The organism is Belliella marina, from assembly GCF_042682445.1.
Taxonomy (GTDB): Bacteria; Bacteroidota; Bacteroidia; order Cytophagales; family Cyclobacteriaceae; genus Belliella; species Belliella marina.
Genome location: NZ_JBHUHR010000030.1, coordinates 1 through 788 on the forward strand (window position 1 = coordinate 1; position 788 = coordinate 788).

General features: G+C 42.6%; 1 protein-coding gene. It reads right to left on the bottom strand.

Going from position 1 to position 788, the window contains the following annotated elements; translation table 11 throughout:
* Positions 1-788: T9SS type B sorting domain-containing protein (locus tag ACFSKL_RS10625; protein WP_376886085.1), on the bottom strand; the 788-nt coding region annotated here is incomplete at both ends.

A 788-nucleotide genomic window follows, 5' to 3' on the forward strand; every position in this document is an offset into this window, starting at 1 on the left:
AACCTATTGAATATCACAATATTGTTTGACACAAACCGGTTCAATCCCTTGACTTCAAAAGTATCATTATCACCATCTCCATTTGGAGTGATTACATTAGGTATAAAGAAATCCCTTATCCTGTTTTCATCCGTATCTTCATTGTCGGTAGGGTCTTCATCTTCCTCCAGTGATGTTACCTCTGTGTAGTTGATGATTGTACCTGGAGTTTCGGCTTTTGCTTTTAGGGTAATCACCAATTCGTCACCAGCCATAAACAAAGGAATACTCCACATCAACGTTTGTCCATTGGTTTGCATGGTATATTCAACCAGGCCAAAAGCACTTTCTATTTCATAGCTTTGGTAAGAAACACCATTGGGCAAATTATCTATCACCACCACATCGGTAGCATCTATTTCGCTGTTGTTCTGTACCCTGATCTCATATTCAAAAATATCCCCCTCCCAGATTGACACGTCAAATGAAGTTTTTTCAATTGACAGATTTGTCATATTGCTGGACAAGACCGCCAAAGTAAAAATCCCATAATCCTCCAACTCCACGGGAGTGGTAACTGTCTGTCCCCCCATATCAATTTCACCTCCGAGGCTTTTCCATTGGGCATCCGAATCATCCCAATGTGCCACAACCAGCCTATTGGTTTCCCCCAAAATGAAAGCAGGCGTCGTAACATCCCTCCATGAGAGTGTGAGTTTCACGTCTCCATCCCCCTCTTCTTTAGAAAGCTCCCAGTATTCCGCATCGTCAATCAGGTTCAACCTGCCTTCCTTTTGTTCCCTGGGATA